Here is a 388-nt window from a genome sequence, read left to right as displayed (position 1 = left end):
TTCATGATGGTGGTGCGGTCCGGCAAGGCGCTATCCAGGGATAACCGGGCAAACAGACGCATGGAGGCGATTTCGTACAGAGCATCTTCCATCGCGCCATCGCTCAGGTTGTACCAATGCTGCATGCAGTGAATGCGTAGCATGGTTTCCAGCGGATAAGGTCGCCGGCCATTACCAGCCTTGGGGTAAAACGGCTCGATGACTTCCACCATGTTTTGCCATGGCAGAATCTGCTCCATGCGGGACAAGAAAATCTCTTTTCTGGTCTGACGGCGCTTACTGCTGAATTCACTGTCGGCGAAGGTAAGTTGATGACTCATGATGAACCCTGTTCCATGGCTCCAGATGACAAACATGATCTCATATCAGGGACTTGTTCGCACCTTCC

Annotated in this window: 1 protein-coding gene; it reads right to left on the bottom strand. The window is 52.3% G+C overall.

What is annotated here, in order from left to right:
- Positions 1-320, bottom strand: a 320-nt coding sequence (locus ACLHZ1_RS20660) for an IS5/IS1182 family transposase (protein ID WP_016240296.1), incomplete at its 3' end; no start/stop codon positions are given.
- Between the last annotated feature and the right edge of the window lie 68 nt (positions 321-388).

The organism is Aeromonas sobria, from assembly GCF_050266975.1.
Taxonomy (GTDB): Bacteria; Pseudomonadota; Gammaproteobacteria; order Enterobacterales; family Aeromonadaceae; genus Aeromonas; species Aeromonas sobria_B.
The sequence above is the reverse complement of the archived record's forward strand: the minus strand, read 5'-3'. Positions and strand labels throughout refer to the sequence as shown.